The sequence below is a fragment of the Sphingomonas sp. PAMC26645 genome, assembly GCF_004795835.1.
In the GTDB taxonomy this organism is placed as follows: Bacteria; Pseudomonadota; Alphaproteobacteria; order Sphingomonadales; family Sphingomonadaceae; genus Sphingomonas.
Window position 1 is genome coordinate 843968 of the sequence record NZ_CP039249.1, and the last position, 15285, is coordinate 859252.

The window sequence follows — 15285 nt, forward strand, 5'->3', positions numbered from 1 at the left end:
GGTATAACTGTTTTGATTTTCATTCATATGTTGCCTACAGGTCACAGTCGCTGAGATCGGCATAACCGTACCGGCCAAACTGGAGAGGATATCGCTATCAATTCGGCTTCGCGCACTCCTATCAAGGTAGTCGTCGTGGGCGGCGGTACCGCAGGCTGGATGACTGCCGCTGCGCTTGCGGCCGTTGCCGGCCGATCGGTCGCGGAGGTCCACCTCGTCGAGTCCGAAGAGATCGGCATCGTCGGTGTCGGCGAGGCTACGCTGCCCCATATCCGAGCCTTCAACACGCGCTTGGGTATCGACGAGGCGGAGTTCATGCGAGCGACCGGCGCGACGTTCAAGCTCGGCATCGAGTTCTGCGACTGGGCGCGGATCGGCGACAGCTATATCCATCCGTTCGGCGCCTTCGGACACGATGTCGACGGGGTAGGATTCCACCATTATCTCAGCCGTGCCGGACAGATTGCCACGCTTCCGGATTATTCGCTGCCGGTCGTCGCCGCCCGCCACGCGAAGTTCGCGCCGCCCCTGGAGGATCCGCGCTCGTTGTTGTCGACCTTTGGCTACGCCTATCAGTTCGACGCGACGCGCTACGCTCCGTTTCTCCGCGCTCGGGCCGAGCGGCAGGGGGTGACGCGAACCGAAGGACGCGTGGTCGATGTCGAACGGAGCGCCACGGGTGATGTCGTGGCGGTCGTGCTCGACGACGGCCAACGAATTACGGGCGACCTGTTCATCGACTGCTCGGGGTTCCGATCGCTGTTACTGGGACAGGCGATGGGCGAGCCGTTCGAGGACTGGTCGCATTGGCTGCCTTGCGACCGTGCAGTCGCAGTGCCCTGCGCCGACGCTGGAACGCTGAAGCCCTACACTACGGCAACCGCGATGCCTGCCGGCTGGCGATGGCGTATTCCGCTCCAGCACCGGGTCGGCAACGGCTATGTCTACTCGTCCGCGCACATCGACGACGGCGTCGCGCAGGACGCCTTGCTGCGATCGATCGAAAGCACGCCGCTGGCGGACCCGCGCATGCTGCGTTTCAAGGCGGGCCGGAGAGCGCGCAGCTGGGTCGGGAACGTCATCGGCGTCGGACTCGCCGGCGGCTTTCTTGAGCCACTGGAATCGACGAGCATTTATCTCATCCAGCTGGCGATTACCCAGTTGCTCGAGCTGTTCCCCGCCACGCCGATCTCGCCGATCGACCGCGATGCGTTCAACCGGGTAGTCGATCTGGAATACGACCGTATCCGCGACTTCCTGATCCTGCATTACCATGCGACGACGCGCGACGATTCACCGTTCTGGGATCATGTTAGGACGATGGACGTACCCGACACGCTCGCGGAGAAAATGACGTTGTTCCGCCAGCGGGGGCGCGTGATGACCTACCGTGAAGGCGTATTCCTCGAGCCGAGCTGGATTGCCGTGTATCTCGGGCAGGGCGTGGTGCCGAAAGGATATGACCAGCGTGCGGACCGGCCGTCCGATGCCGCGCTGGTCCAGGCGCTGGCACGGCTGCGCACCAAAACGCGGGACGCTGTCATGACCATGCCCGATCACGCCGCCTATATCGCGCAATCGGGGGCGGCGGCTGCATGAGCGATACGCGCATCAGGACGATCGCGGTGGTCGGTGACGGCGTTGCGGGCTGGAGCGCCGCGGCTGCGTTGAAGGCGCGTGTCCCCGGTATCTCGGTCGCATTGATCCCGGTCGCGGAACTGCGTCCCGGCTTCGTCGACCTGTTCGGCGGCGCATCACCGTCGATCGGGGAGTTCCACACGGACATCGGGTTGGACGAGCGCGATGTCCTGACGCGGACCGGCGCGAGCATACGGCTCGGCACCCGGTTCGTGAGGTGGAGCGGGGCCGACTATACCCACGCCTACGGCCCTGCCGGGATGCCTGTCGATGGTGTGCCCTTTGCCACGCTGTGGGAAGGCCTGGGTGGCACCGAGCCCTTCGATAGCTTTGCACCGGCGGCCGCGTTGGCGGCAGCGGGTCGGTTCGTACCGCCGCGCGCGGGCTTGCTCGGTGGCTATGCCAATGGGCTGCAGCTCGATCCACCGGTCTATCGCCGGTTCATCGAAGCCTATGCCCGACATTTGGGTGTCGTGGTGACTGCCAGCGGGCTGCGACAAGCCGAGACGGACGGTGATCGCGTAACGGCACTTCACCTGGACGATGGAGGGCGTCTGGAGGCGGACCTCTACATCGACGCGACCAACGCCGATGCGCACCTTATCACCCAGTTCGGCGACGATTGGCAGGATTGGTCGCCGTGGTTGCCGGGCGACAGTTTCGTCCAGAGGCGCGGGACATCGGATGCCGAGCCTGGTGATCGGTTCCTGTCACCTCTTGAGCAGGTCGAAGCGATCGATGGCGGATGGCGCCTGACATCGTGCCTGCCCGGCAGAACCGATACGGCCATCGTCTATGCAAGCGGCGTGCGCGCCGAGCCGGGTGACGTTCGGCGGTTCCGCAGCGGAAGGCGATCGCGCGCCTGGATCGGCAATGTCGTGGCGATCGGCGAGGCTGATTGCGTCGTCGAACCGCTCGAAGCCGCACCGCTCCACGTCTTGCATACGCAGATCGACCGACTGGTCGCGTCGCTGCCCGACCGCGATTTCGACGAGGTCGAGCTGGCGTATTATAACCGTGAGACGGGACAGGAGGCGGATCGCCTCCGCGATTTCCTGATCCTGCACTACGCGACGTCCGATCGACCGGAGCCGTTTTGGCAGGCGGCGCGAGACGCCACGTTGCCGCCGGAGCTGGCCGAGACGCTCACCCTGTTTCGCGAGCGCGGGCGTTTGCCGATCCGCGATGGCGAAAGCTTCGATCGCGATAGCTGGCACGCGGTGCTGCTTGGACAAGGTATCCTGCCCCGACGCGGCGACGTTTTGGCCGCTGCTATCGATCCGAAGCGTGCGCGCGCCGCGATGGCGGATTTTCGAACGCGGTTGTCGAAGGCGGTCGCCGCCGCCCCGACACACCGCGCGTATCTGGCAAGCTTGAGGACCAACGCATGAGCGAACACACCATCCGCGAGGTCGTCATCGTCGGCGGCGGCACCGCCGGCTGGATGGCGGCGGCGGCGCTGTCCAAGTTCCTCGGTGGCGGCCAAGGACAGGGGCAGCCGTGTATTCGCCTGATCGAGAGCGAGGAAATCGGCACCGTCGGTGTCGGCGAGGCGACGATTCCGACAATCGCGACGTTCAATCAGATGCTGGGCATCGACGAGGATGACTTCGTCGCGAAGACGCAAGGCACGTTCAAGCTCGGCATCGAGTTCGTCGACTGGCGCAGGATCGGCGAACGCTATTTTCACCCCTTCGGCCAGTTCGGGCACGATATCGAAGGGCTGAACTTCCACCAGTTCTTCCTCAAGCTCGCCCAGCAGGGCCAGTGCGCCGACATTTGGCATTACGCGCCGTGCGCGGTGGCAGCGGCGGCGGGGCGGTTCGCGCGGCAATCGCCTGATCCGCGGTCGCCGTTCGGCACGTTGCCGTACGCGTTCCATTTCGACGCCGGGCTCTACGCGAGATATTTGCGCTCCTATGCCGAAGCGCGCGGCGTCGAGCGTATCGAGGGCCGGATCGTCGATGTCGGATTGCGCGGCGAAGACGGGTTCGTTGAGGCGCTCACGCTCGAGGGTGGACGTCGCATCGAAGGCGAGTTGTTCGTCGATTGCTCGGGGTTTCGCGGTCTCCTGATCGAAGGCGCGCTGAAGACCGGGTATGAGGATTGGCGCCATTGGCTGCCGTGCGACCGCGCCGTTGCGGTCCCCACGGCGAACATCGGCGACCCCGTGCCATTCACCCGCGCGACCGCCCGAAGCGCCGGCTGGCAGTGGCGCATTCCGCTGCAACACCGCACCGGCAACGGCTATGTCTATTCGAGCGCGCATATCTCCGACGAGGATGCGCAGGCGACGCTGCTCGCGACCGTCGAAGGATCGCCGATCGCTGATCCGCGACGTCTGGCGTTCGTCACGGGGCGGCGAAAGCGGTTCTGGAACCGCAACGTGGTCGCACTTGGCCTCTCCGGCGGCTTTCTCGAGCCGCTCGAATCGACCTCGATCCATTTGATCCAGACCGGGATCGCCAAGCTTCTCGCGCTGTTTCCGGATCGACGGTTTCTGCAGGTCGAGGCGGGCGAGTATGACCGCCTGATGGGCAGCGCATATGACGGCGTGCGCGACTTCATCATCCTGCATTATCACGCCACGACCAGGGACGATTCACCGTTCTGGAACCATGTACGGACGATGACCGTGCCGGACAGCCTGCGTCGAAAGACCGAACTGTTCCAGGCGAAGGGCCGCTTCTTCCGCTATGACGACGAACTGTTCTCGCTCGCGAGCTGGGTGGCGGTGATGTTGGGGCAGGGGGTTACGCCCGAAGGGTACGACCCGATCGTCGATGGGCTCGACGAACGAAAACTTGTGGAGGCGGTGGAGCGGATGCGGCTGGGTATCCGCCAGACGATCGCGCAGATGCCGTCGCAATCGGACTATATCCGCGCACACTGCGCCGCTATCTGATACGTCGCTCCGATGCCCAGTAGCGGACATAATCGATCCGCATTCGCTGGGGCAGGGCCGCGTCGTCGATACCTTTCACGCCGCCCCAGTCGCCGCCAATGGCAAGGTTGAGGATCAGGTCGTAGGGGCGGGTAAAGGGCCAGGCATCGGTGCCACCCGGCCGATCGTTCGCGACGCGCATGTACGCCTTGTCGTCGACGCCGATGGTGATCGAGTCCTGGCGCCAGTCGAGTTGATAGCGGTGATAGGCGGTACAGGCCGTCGATACCTCGTTCTGGCCGCCGCGCTGGGTCCCCTTGGCGTGATTGAATGCAGCGGTGTGGAGCGTGGCGTGGACGATGTTCGGTTGCCAGCCCACCATCTCCATGACGTCGATCTCGCCCGCGTCCGGCCATTTGCCGGTCCGCGGCAACAGCCATAGCGCAGGCCAGGTACCCCGCGCGCATGGCAGCATCGCGCGGACTTCGTAGAAGCCATAGGCGTGCGATACGCGGCTCACGAGCTTGGCGGACGTGTAGGTCTGACCGCCCCAGTCGGGCTTGTCCGGCAGGCTTTCACGCCGTGCTTCGATCACGAGCGCGCCGTCTTCGATACGAGCATTTTCAGGACGATCGGCAGCATAGTATTGCCGTTCGTGATTGAACCAGCCGGTCTTGTTATTCGCCGTATCGAACCGCCACTTCGTCTGGTCGATCGTTTTCCCCGCGAACTCGTCCGTCCAGCTCGGCCGGGTCGACGGCACAGGCATGGGAGCGGCGACCTGATAATTGGTCGCCGCCAAAGTCTGCATCGGCAGGAGGAAAAGGATCGCTGCGATCGTCACCTCAGCGGCTCGGGCACGCCGCGACCGGTCCGTCGGCATGCGCCAGACGAACGTCGGAGATCGAGAGCATCAGTTTCCCCGCAGTCGAGATGACGAGCGGCTCGGTGACCTTGTGGGGATCGACTCCGGCGGTGACGAAGCATTTGAGCGGAATCGCCAGGGACTTCCACTCGCCGATCGGTGCCGCCTGTAAAATGCCGGTGATCGGGACCGCGGCAGTTTTGCCGGGGCTGGCCATCGAGAGAGCGACGGCGGACACGGGCTTCGCGTCCATCCGGAACTGGACGATCATGCTCAGCTCGCCATTGGCCTCACGGGCGATGTCGAGCGGTGCGTTGGCCTCGATCCTGACGTCCGCCTCGCGCGTACCGGTCCAGGTAAAGCGTCGAGCGTCCTCCTGTGCATTGCGATCGATACCGGCGATCGTCAGTGCGCCAGCCGGGCTTCGACCACTGTTGCCGACGATGCGGGTCGATCCCCGGTCGCCTTCGCCCAGCGACAGGCTCCACGCTTCGGGTACGCGCCCCTTCGTGAAGAAGACGCCGCCTGCGTCTACCGCCATGCCCACGGGACGGGTCTCGTCCAGTGTGCCGACCACGGCGCGATCCGCATAGCTGAGGCCGTAACCAAACTTGAACAGCGGGTCGTAATTCGGATCGCGGGCATTCAGGACATACTGGTCGGGACGCTTAGGCCACGAGAAGGACAGCTTGCCCCGGAAGTCATGAACGGGTTTGCCGTCCTTGCCCGCGAACAGCACGTCGGCGACGCCTGCGCCTTCGCTTCCCGGCAGAAACGCCGCGACGAAAGCGTCCGAAGCGTTGAGTTCGGCATTCACCCACATCGGGCGGCCCGACAGGAAAACGGCGACGACGGGGATTCCCGCCGCTTTCAGTTTGCGGAGCAGCGCGACATCGTTCTTGTCGCCCGGCGAGTATTCCAGGGTCGGTCGGTCGCCCATGAATTCGGCATAGGGGGTCTCGCCGAACACGACGATCGCGGCGTCGGGTTTCGCGGAATACGCGCCCGTCGGCGAGTAGGTGGCGGTCCCGCCGCCGGCGCGAACGGCCTGGTCGATGCCGCTCCAGATCGACGTCGCATTGGGAAAGCCGCGCTTCGGCACGTCCGTCCCCTGCCAGGTAATCGACCAGCCGCCGGCCTGCTGCGCGACATCGTCGGCCGCGATACCCGCGACGAGGATATTCGCCTCGGGCTTGAGCGGCAGAACACCCCCGTTATTCTTGAGCAACACGAGCGATTCTTGAACCGCCTGCCGGCCGATGGCATGGCCTTCCGGCGATCCGATCAGGCCGAACTGCCCGGCATAGCGTCGCGTCGAGGGCTTGCCCGCGGTGAAGGTGCCGGCCAGCATCTTCACGCGCAGGATACGACGAACCGCGTCGTCGAGACGCGCAGGCACGATTTCGCCCGACTTGGCCTGCGCCAGCGTGTTGCGGTACAGCGCCTTCCAATCGCCCGACATCATGAACATGTCGAGGCCGGTATTGATCGCCGCAGCGCAGCTTTCGTTGGTGCATCCGGCGATCTGGCCGTGTGCGTTCCAATCGCCGACCACGAAGCCGTTGAAGCCCATCCGGCCCTTCAGCACGTCCGTGAGCAATGTCTTGTTGCCGTGCATCTTCTCGCCGTTCCAGCTCGAAAAGCTGGCCATCACTGTCAGCGTGCCGGCTTCGATCGCGGGTGGGTATCCGGCCGCATGAACGTCGCGCAGCACGACCTCCGACACCTTGGTATCGCCCTGATCCCGTCCACCCGTGCCGCCGTCCCCGACGAAGTGCTTGGTGGTGGCGATGACGTGGCCGGGCGTCATGAAATCCGGCGAACCCACCTTGCCCTGGATGCCGGTAACGACCGGGCCCGCATAGCTGGCCACCACGGAAGGCTCTTCCGAATAGCTCTCGTACGTGCGCCCCCAACGATCGTCCTGCACGACCGCCAGCGTCGGTGCGAAGCTCCAGTCGAGACCGGCGGCGGCCGTCTCGCGTGCCGTAATACGGCCGATCTTCTCCATCAGCGCGGGGTCTCGTGCCGCACCCAGCCCGATATTGTGCGGAAACAGGGTGGCCCCGACGATGTTGTTGTTGCCGTGAACCGCGTCGGTGCCCCAGATCGTCGGGATCTTCGGGCGACCGTCATTGCGCTGCATCGAGGCGTCGTAGAACGCATCGGCCAGTTTCAGCCATTCCGCCGGCGGCGCCAGTTCATCGCTGTTGGGCGCCGAATTCCCGCCGTTCAGCACCGAGCCAAGCTTGTATGTCTTGAGGTCCTCGGGCTTCACGGTCGCGATATCGGCCTGGATGATTTGCCCGACCTTGTCCTCGACCGACATAGCGGCAAGGATCTTGCCGATCCTAGCTTCGAGCGTTGGATCCAGCGCGGGCTTCGCAGCCACCTTTGGCCATGTCTCGGGATGCGCGACGGGGGAGAGCGAGGCCGGCGCGGTCTGCGCCATCGCCGTGGCGCCACCCAGCAACGCCAGGACGCTGGCAACCGAAAGCTTCGTCTTCATCATTCTCTCCCCGGTTCCCGCCTTTGCGGGATTGGCAGCGTTTCAAACCACTCGGGAGGCGTCGTCAATCAATATTGATTTTGATTTTCAAAAATACGCTCAGTCCCGTCCGACGTTCATCAGGATAGCGTCCGAAGGCAGCATGAGATCGCTGAACGGCAACAGCGCTGCACCAACCGCCGGTGCGTCGGCGGCCATGGCCGCACGCCTGATCGGCGCAATCGACGGCATGTCGGCGGCGTGCTCGGCGAGCGCATGCGTCAAGGCCGCGACCAAGGCATCGATCAGCGGCTCGGGCAACCGGCCGCCCACCAGCACAGCCTGCGGATTGATAAGGCAATTGATCGCGATCATCGGATCGACCAGCATCTCGGAAGCTTCGGCAATCCAGGCGTCGATGACGCTCTTGGTACTAGCATCGTCCAGGCCGAGCGCGGCAAGTGTCCCGCTAACGCATCCAGCGTCCGACAGGCGATCGTACAGAGCGGAAAGCGAAACGCGGCTTTCGATGGACTTTCCGCTCGAAGCAGGAACCCGGCTCAGGATATAGCCAACTTCTCCGCTTCTTGCGGACGCGCCCCTGTAATAGCTTCCATCGATCACCAGGCCGCCGCCAAGACCCGCACCGATCAGCAGGTAAAAGAAATTGTGGCAGTTGCGGCCCGAGCCGAACTCCAGCTCACCCAAAGCTGCCGTTGCGGCATCGTTGTCGACGTGCAGCGGCCACGGCATCAGGTCCGCCAGCAAGCCCGCGATGTCGAGATCGTTCCACACCGAGTAGCCGGTCGGTTGATCGTGAAAGCCGGCTTTGCTGAACGGTTCGGGAACCGCGATGCCTGCGCCGACGATCCGATCAACTATCACGCTAGGGTTGTCGCAGCAGGTCGTTACCGCCCCGGCGACGAATGCCCGTACCTGTTCGGGAAGGGCATAGGCTATGTCCTGGGACACGCGCGCCCGGACATTTCCAGCCAGATCGAGAATGACAAAGGTCAAATGGTCGCGGTCGATGTTGACCCCGATGCCGAACGCACCATCGGGATCGATGCCCAATTGCACGGCGGGCTGACCGCGCCCCTGTTGCAAGCGTCCGACGATCTGGACCAGGCCGGCCGCAATCAGGCGGCGGGTGATCGTTGCGATGGTCGGCGGCGTCAGACCCGTCACCGCGACCAACTCCTGCCGCGTCGTCACCGCCCGCAAGCGGATCGCCTGCAATACCACGCGCTGGTTATACTCCGCTGCCCGTTCGAGGTTCGTACCCGACAAGCTGACCGTCAGCCTGGCGTGGCGCCGGTCGTTCAAGGCCTTCGTCCCAGTCCACGCAGGAGGAACTCCCGCATGAGCGCCGTTCTCTCGGGACTACTGGGTCCCAGGATACCGCGTGCGTGTTCCGGCAGATGCTCCGCGTCGGCCGCGTCCGCATCGAAAACATAGTGATCGAAAAACGCGCGCCAGTTCTGGCGCTCCGCTGCCGGCCGGTTGCGAACGGCCAGCATCGCGTAGATCAGCGCTTCGAATGCCGACGCATCGTTCGGCGGGCTCCACCAGTAATTGACGAGCAGGTTGAGGCGTTCGGTCGAGCGAACGTGATGCCACCACATCGTCGGCACATAGATCGCGTCGCCGGGCGCAAGCACCGCCGACCGCGCAGTCTCCACCGCCAGGGCATAGCGTGGAAAGCGCTCCAGGTCAGGCGCCAACGGGTCGACCATGCTGACGGGTTGACCGGAAATCGTGTTTTCCAAAGGCCCGACATACAGGTTGGCGACCTGTGCGGGGGGGAACAGGGTAAAGTGGCGATGGCCTGCAGCCACGCAGGCGATATTGTCGGCAGTGTCGTAATGCGTCGATACCGTCACCGCATTCCCGATCCACAACCGGGGTGTCGCCGTCGGATCGAGCAACGGCATGGGGTTGTCGGCGGCGAATGTCGGGAAGTGTTCCACCGCGGATGCAGCGCCACTGTAGATCGCCGGACCCGCACCCGTCGCAAGATCGCCGAGCAACATATCGGCTACGGCGCGAAACGGCGCTGTCCCGCGGTCGAAGTTGAAGCCGTTCATGTCCTCCCGGTAAAAGAACCTGCCGGCGATGGCGGGTGCGCCGACATAGGTCGACAGCGGCGCGCCCGAGTCATGGGACGCCAAATATGCGACCAGTTCACGGCCCGTACGGCTGCCAGCGATGGTCGCCGGCCAGTCCGCGACGAGCCCGCGGAGTACCGCTGGTTCACCCATCGGTACGACCTCAGTCTCGAAAATCTCCCGCGTGACGCCGTGCCATTCGCGAACCGGTTTGCCGATCGTCTCCATGCGGCCGCTTTGCCTTGGTTGTCCCGGAAACGAAAGGCTGGAGCGCGGCAACTGCACCGAAACGCTCAATAGGACGATCTGCCGCGCGAAAACGGGACTGACTCCATTGCCGCGGAACTTGGTCCTGAAGAACGGCAGGAACATTTCGTGCGACAGGTGTGATGGTATGCCTGGACCGTTGTCAGTCACCACGATCCTGACCCGACTGCGCGGCTTGAGCGCGGCGGTCAGGGCGATGCGTTTGGCTAGCACATCCTTGGTTAGAAGGCTTTCTCAAGCGTGTTCGCGAGAGACTCGAACCAGGTCATTCTTCCTGATTACCACGGCTACGCTTCCGGATCGTAAACTGGTTCATCGGTCGCACCGTGGGTTTTGAAAAAGGATAAGGTTACATATGCCGATCCGTTCGTTTCCAGTTCGATTGGCGGTTGCTGACAGCTTTACCGGCATCGGTTTTGGTCGCTCGCGACAATAGCAGAACGGGTCTGGATCCCTGTCTTCGCTAACGGTGATACTGTGGCCAGAGACGAGCACCGATCATAAGGTGACCGGGGTTGAAGTCGAGCAGCGGATTATGCTCGGCAAACCTCAACAGATTTTATCGTTCGTTGCGCCAATCCGGTTCGTCGGCATGGTCCCCTTAGCGGAAACCGTTACGGGAATGCCGGTATCCTATGAGGATGGCGTGGTCGACGTCCACCACGGACTACACAATGCCCGACCATAGCCTCGGCCGTCGCTGGACCGGCACGCGTGCCGTGTCGGGGCTGGTTACGGTGCGCTACCGACTAGTCGTCGCTGTAAGATCTCTTTTACGCCTCGGCGTTCGCTGCGATCCTGTCAGATAGACCTAGTGACAGAAAACATCGTGCGGAAGGCTTGTGAAGATAGGCAAACAGCTCATCCGCGGCTCAGATCCTAAACGATCTGATGATTAAGAGCTCCGTTTCTATCATCATATATCCTGGCTCCAGATTGCGGGGATAGGATTACGGATCGTGTGTGTTAGGCGCAGGGCAAAACGCATTACCGATCGATGTCGAACGTGCCGCCTCGCTGATGGACAAAACAGCGTGAGAGAGGACACTCTTCGTCCAGCACAACGATCGGCCCCACGCTGCAAGGATTGAGCAATGAATGGTCGCGATCGCTATACCGTGCCGATGCGGGCCCTGCACTGGACCCGCGCTGGATTGATCATCGGGCTGATCGCGCTCGGATGGGTGATGACCTCGCTACCCGACAGCACCGCCGTCAAATTCGACTGGATGTATCCCGTTCACAAGGAATTTGGGGTCCTCGCGTTCATCATTGGCCTCACAGCGTTGGTAGTGCGGACGCGTTCGGCGCTGCCCCCGCATCCCGCCGAACTGAGCGGCTGGGAGAATATGCTGTCGACCGTTGTCCAATATGCAATGTTGACGCTGGCGGTGGTCGTTCCGCTGATGGGTTACGCAATGTCGAGTTCGTTCACTCAGAGTGACGGCGTCCCGTTTTTTGGCATCAATTTGCCGGAGATTTTAGCTAAAAACGACGATGCCTTTGCAATATTTGAGTGGGTACACAAGACCCTGGCTTACACGATGCTCGCGCTAATCACGCTGCATATATTGGGCGTCGTCAAACATCGCTTTTTCGATAGCGGGCGTGACACCGATGTTCTTCATCGAATGTTATAAGAGATACTGACCGGGTCATGAAACTTTCAGGGATTTGTAGGCGTAGGATCGCATTTTCTTCGTCGAACTCGCCCCGAACGATTGCTGCCCATCAAACGATGCAAAACCTTTGACGAGAAGGAACGGGACGTCTGCAGCGGAAAGGCTCGCCAGGCGATAGCATCCCAAGGAGTGACGGACGAAATGCCGGCTGGAGGGGGCAAGTCCGCGCACTGCGGCGCTTGCCCCCTCCTGTATTCCGCTAGAACCGCATGGTCCCGCCGAACGCGAACGTCCGGCCGCTTACCGTATTGGTCATCACGCGCTTGGCGGTGCCGTCGGCATATTGGACGATGGGCTCGTCGGTGATGTTGATCACGTCCAGCGACAGCTTGAACTGCCGCGTCAGATTGACATAGGCGGACGCGTCCAAATTCGTCGTGCCCTTGATGTATTCGCCGATGTTGCCGTTGCCGCCATCGCCCCAGCGATAGCGCGACCGCGTCGCCAGGGAGCCGCGCACCCCCCAGTGATCGGTATCGTAATAGAGCGTCGCGTTGGACGAGAATTTCGACAGCGTCGGCAAGGGCAGGCGTACCGCTACCCCCGAATAGAACACGTCGCTCGATCCCCTGGCGAGGGTCACGTTGCCGAGCACGCCGAGCTTGTCGAACGGCGCGGGCAGGAAATCGAAGTCGCGCTTCGCCGCGATCTCGATGCCCTTGATCGACGCGCCTGGCCCGTTGATCGGACGGGTGTAGTTCACCAGTACGGAGGGGCTGACGCCGGGGGGCAGCAGCGCGGCGGGGTATCCCGTGGTGTCGTAGGCGACGAGCCGCGTCTCCGAGGTGATGTACGAGTCCATCTTCTTGTAGAAGGCGCCTATCGCCAGCGAGCCGCGCTGCCCGTCATAATATTCCAGCGAGGTCTCGACGGAGTCCGCCTTGAAGGGCGCAAGGTTGGGGTTGCCGGCAGCGACCGTGCCGCCGAACGTGGCGAGGTTGAGCGTGCCCGCCGCGCGCATGTCGTTCAACGCGGGGCGGCTCAAATTGCGGTTGCCGCTCAGGCGGAAGACCAGCGACCGGCTGATGTCGAACGCTAGGTTCGCCGCGGGCAGGAAGCCGTCATAGCTGTTGGTCACGTCTACGGGCACGAGCACGCCGCCGACCAGCGCCGTTCCCGACGAACCAAGGTCCGTGTGGTAATAGCGCACGCCGAAATTGGCGCGCAGCCCGACGCTGCCGAGCTGGGTCTTGAGGTCGTATTGCAGATAGGCGCCATAGGTTTTCTCGAGCAGGTCGTATGCGGTGCCGGTGACGGTGCGGCTCGCATCCACGGTCGTGCTCTGGCCGAGCAGCGCGTAGGTCTCCGCCACGTCGCCGATAATGTAAGGGGCGAGGGTGCTGTTCGACAGGATGCTGGTCGGCACGTCGGGGTTGCCCGGCTTGTCCTCGTAGTTCGGGTTGACCTTGCGCTGCCAGCCGCTGTTCGTGAAACGCTTGAACCCGGCTCCCGCCTTGATCGTCGAACCCGAGCCGACGGTCCAGGCGAGTTCCGCCTTGCTGTTGTAGAATTCGCTAGTGATGCGATCGGCGCGGGTTTCGAGGCCCTGCAGGTCCCATTGTGACGCGTCGGTCGTGTCGAAGCCGTAGCTGGTGCGCGGCGATCCCGTGTTCAGACCTGAGAAGGAGTAGCTCTTGTCGACGGACTCCAGCAACACCTGGGCATAGTCTGAATCGAACGTCGATTTCGACCAGCCGCCGAGGAAATTGACCGTCAGGTTGCTGCTGAGATCGGTGTGGCCGTTCAGCGCCGCCTGCCAGAAGGTCGTCTGGTCATGCGTGACCTTCGATTCGGTCCGCATGTCGACATGATCGAACGATGCGCCGACGATGTCGTTGTAATCGTCGAAGGTCACACCGGTCAGCACCTGCGTGCCGGTCACGTTGTTGGCGGCGATACCATTCGTGCCTGCGGCGCCGATTACGCCCGAAGTACGGTCGTTGTTCAGCTTGCCGTACAGCACATCGAGCGACACATCGGTGCGGTCGTCGGGATGATATTGCAGTGCCGTGGTCAGGCCCAGTCGCTCGCGCTTGTTGAAGAAGGTCGCATAGGTCTGCGCGCGGCTGTTCCAGATCCTGTTGGCGCCGGTCGCACCCACCAGCAGCGCGCGGTCCGCCGCCGAGACGGTCGGCCCGACATTCCGGGCACCGAAATTGATCTGCGACCAGTTCCAGTTGCGATAGCCGAATTCGACCGTGTCCGCAGTGCTGTACGCGACCGATGCCAGGAAGCCGAAATCTCCCCAGCGGTCCGATATCAGGCCTACCAGCCGCGGCGTGACATCCTTGGTATATTGGTTCGTCTGCCCCTTGGCGGACGCGACGACGGTAAGCCCGGTATAATCGAACGGCCTGGCCGTGTGCAGCCCGACGGTACCGCCGATGCCGCCCTCATCCTGCTCGGCCGCGTAGGATTTCTCGACCACGACTTTGTTGAAGAGCTCGGACGCGAATATGCTGTAATCGAACGACCGCGAACGGCTGACCGACGATCGGCTGTCCAGCCCCGACGAGGTGTTGGTTAGCACCTCCATGCCGTTGAGCTGGGTGCGCGTGAAATCCGCGCCGAGCCCGCGCAACGAGATTTGCCGGCCTTCGCCGCTGTCTCGCGTGATCGCGACGCCGGGAATGCGCTGCAGCGCTTCCGCGAGGTTCTGGTCGGGAAAGGCGGAGATGTCCTGCGCCAGGATGACGTCCTGCGATCCGGTCGCCGCTTTCTTGATCTGCTGCGCCTTGGCGATGCTCTCGCGATAGCCCGTGACGACGATATCGGTGCCGTTCTCGAGCTGCACGTCCGACGCGCTGGTTACCTGTGGGGCCACGCCGCCAAGTGCCACGGCAGGGACGGGCGCCCCCGCCGTGGCGAAGCGCATGTGACGGACCACCGTTACCGTACCGTCGACGATCCGGCCGTCCAAGTCGCTACCCGCTGTGAGTTGTGCGAGTGCTTCCTCGGCGGTCATCCGCCCGCGCAGGCGCTGGCCACGGACGCCCTTCAACAGCGACGGCGACGAGGCGAGCTGCAGACCAGTCCGGCGCGAAAAGGCCAACAGCGCATTGCCGAGGTCCTGCGCCGGCACGTCGAACGTGAACTGGCGCGGCGCCGACGTCGCCTGCGCGACAGCAGGCGCGCTGACGAAGACGGACAGCGCGACGGAACTAAGCAAAAGATGCGAGCGTCGAATTTTGTGGAACATGTCTTCCCCCAGATGGTTTGCGGGAAAGACGAGCCTCGGGCGATAAACCCGACAATCTATTTAGTTTCATTTATGTTACACGGGTGTTGCAATCCGGTTGCTTACTCGCGCATCTGCAAACGCGACTGTGTACTTGTCGCACTTCTACCGATCT

At 63.1% G+C, this 15285-nt stretch carries 9 protein-coding genes and 1 pseudogene; 4 read left to right on the plus strand and 6 right to left on the minus strand.

What is annotated here, in order from left to right; genetic code table 11:
* Window positions 1-135 precede the first annotated feature (135 nt).
* From E5673_RS04045 to E5673_RS04055, 3 genes are read left to right on the plus strand one after another with little or no spacing between them, the layout of a single operon-like run.
* Window positions 136-1599 carry a tryptophan halogenase family protein gene (locus E5673_RS04045; protein ID WP_281727882.1) on the plus strand — a complete coding sequence of 488 codons (1464 nt, stop codon included), beginning with the start codon at window positions 136-138 and terminating at the stop codon, window positions 1597-1599.
* Complete coding sequence (locus E5673_RS04050; RefSeq protein WP_136189033.1) at window positions 1596-3029, plus strand: tryptophan 7-halogenase; 1434 nt, start codon at window positions 1596-1598, stop codon at window positions 3027-3029. Before E5673_RS04045 ends, E5673_RS04050 begins: the two co-directional genes overlap by 4 nt.
* Entirely contained in the window at window positions 3026-4543 is a 1518-nt protein-coding gene (locus E5673_RS04055) for a tryptophan halogenase family protein (RefSeq protein ID WP_136189034.1), read from the plus strand. The genes E5673_RS04050 and E5673_RS04055 overlap by 4 nt, the downstream gene beginning before the upstream one ends.
* Here the strand turns inward: E5673_RS04055 and E5673_RS04060 are convergent.
* From E5673_RS04060 to E5673_RS20200, 5 genes and pseudogenes are all read right to left on the minus strand, one after another.
* On the minus strand, window positions 4536-5405 hold the full coding sequence (locus E5673_RS04060; RefSeq protein WP_247599568.1) for a glycoside hydrolase family 16 protein: 870 nt from the start codon (window positions 5403-5405) through the stop codon (window positions 4536-4538). The genes E5673_RS04055 and E5673_RS04060 overlap by 8 nt on opposite strands.
* Window positions 5368-7896, minus strand: a complete 2529-nt coding sequence (locus E5673_RS04065) for an exo 1,3/1,4-beta-D-glucan glucohydrolase (protein ID WP_136189035.1) — start codon at window positions 7894-7896, stop codon at window positions 5368-5370. Before E5673_RS04065 ends, E5673_RS04060 begins: the two co-directional genes overlap by 38 nt.
* Before the next feature lie 99 nt (window positions 7897-7995).
* Window positions 7996-9201, minus strand: coding sequence for an ROK family transcriptional regulator (locus E5673_RS04070; RefSeq protein ID WP_136189036.1), 1206 nt, complete (start codon window positions 9199-9201; stop codon window positions 7996-7998).
* Window positions 9198-10211 (minus strand): cupin-like domain-containing protein, encoded by a 1014-nt coding sequence (locus E5673_RS04075; RefSeq protein WP_136189037.1) that lies wholly within the window; start codon window positions 10209-10211, stop codon window positions 9198-9200. Before E5673_RS04075 ends, E5673_RS04070 begins: the two co-directional genes overlap by 4 nt.
* A gap of 63 nt (window positions 10212-10274) precedes the next feature.
* Window positions 10275-10463, minus strand: a pseudogene (locus tag E5673_RS20200) (ATP-binding protein); the annotation flags it as partial.
* An 881-nt stretch (window positions 10464-11344) separates the two neighbouring features.
* On the opposite strand from E5673_RS20200, the gene E5673_RS04080 reads away from it, so the two are divergent.
* Window positions 11345-11890, plus strand: a complete 546-nt coding sequence (locus tag E5673_RS04080; RefSeq protein WP_210731802.1) for a cytochrome b — start codon at window positions 11345-11347, stop codon at window positions 11888-11890.
* Between the two features lie 241 nt (window positions 11891-12131).
* On the opposite strand, the gene E5673_RS04085 is transcribed toward E5673_RS04080, so the two are convergent.
* Window positions 12132-15131: a TonB-dependent receptor gene (locus E5673_RS04085; protein ID WP_136189038.1), complete on the minus strand. Its 3000-nt coding sequence runs from the start codon at window positions 15129-15131 to the stop codon at window positions 12132-12134.
* Window positions 15132-15285: the final 154 nt, after the last annotated feature.